General features: G+C 59.5%; 1 protein-coding gene. It reads left to right on the top strand.

Features of this window, described 5'->3' with window-relative positions; translation table 11 throughout:
• Positions 1 to 1,068, top strand: a 1,068-nt coding sequence (locus ACP5VX_RS07275; protein WP_428725212.1) for a DNA methyltransferase, incomplete at its 5' end; no start/stop codon positions are given.
• Positions 1,069 to 1,268 lie beyond the last annotated feature (200 nt).

Below are 1,268 nucleotides of genomic sequence, written 5' to 3'. Positions count from 1 at the left end.
GCTATTGAGGCCACTCTCACAGGTAGGAACGCCGAGTTGTGGGATCTCAACCCTATAACTAGGGTTCTCGTCTTGGCGTCCACGTGCGACAGGGACTTCACCCTCAGGGATCTCCACGTCGACTGGGACTACGACGAGCCCTTCGTCCCGCTGTGGGAGAACATAGGGTACTGGCACCCCAAGGAGTTCTTGGAGGCCCTCTCGAGGGCGTGGGGCTACTGGCACAGGGTGGTCAGGAGGGAGCAGCCCGAGTGCCTAGCGTACTTGGCGGCCGTCCCCCTGCTAAAGGTAACGAGGTTCTTCAGCTACTCCGACGAGAAGATAGCCAAGCTCTACAGGTCTAAGTACGCCGAGGAGAAGGTCGGGAGGCTACTGTCCACCGACTGGAGGTCCAAGATGAAGAGCATGTACTGGGAGTACGCTAGGGGGGTCTACGAGAAGGTGGAGGAGTACCGGAGGCTCGGCCCCCAGAGGGTCGAGGTCGTGGTCAAGACCAGCTGGAGGGAGGGCGGTAGACTGCTGGTCTTCGACGCGCTCAGGGAGAGGCTGGGCAGGGACGTGAAGCTGCTGGTGACCTCACCGCCGTACCTGCAGGCCCAAGAGTACATAAGGAGCTTCAAGCTCGAGCTCGCGTGGCTCGGCTTCACGGGGAGCGACCTCAAGGCATTGGCGAGCCGCGAGATACCGTACAACGAGGCGCCCCGCGTGGAGGTCAACAGCAGGCTGTACAGGGAGTACAGGTCTAGAGTGGAGTCGCTGGGGCACGAGAAGCTGTTAAAGCTCTACGAAACGTACTTCAGGTCGCTGGCCCACTTCCTCAACGTGAACAGCGGTCGGGTGGAGACCCTAGCGATATTCGTGGGCCCGGTGAAGATCAGGGGGGTGAGGGTACCGATCGACGAGATACTGAGAGAGCACCTCGAGAGCTTGGGCTTCCAGCACTTGGAGACGCTGGTCGACAGGATCGTCTCTAGGAGGCTGTTCAACACGAGGGTAAACCCGGCGACAGGGCTGCCAGACGAGAGGACACCAACAGAACACCTACTGGTTATGAGACGGAAGAACTAACGACCTGTTCATACAAACAGCCCGTTCTCCGCGATTTTAAAAACCCCGCGATACAGCATTTTGAGAGTGGGAGAGCCCTCCTCGGGGGTTGCTTAGGGGTGGGTAGAACAAGGTTTACTGTCATAGACCTGTTTGCCGCGCCCGGCGGTCTCTCGCTGGGCTTCGAAATGGCAGGTTTCGAGGTTCTCGCGGGGGTCGAT

Source organism: Thermogladius sp. (assembly GCF_049970955.1).
In the GTDB taxonomy this organism is placed as follows: Archaea; Thermoproteota; Thermoprotei_A; order Sulfolobales; family Desulfurococcaceae; genus Thermogladius.
This window is presented reverse-complemented; position numbering and strand designations above follow the sequence as displayed.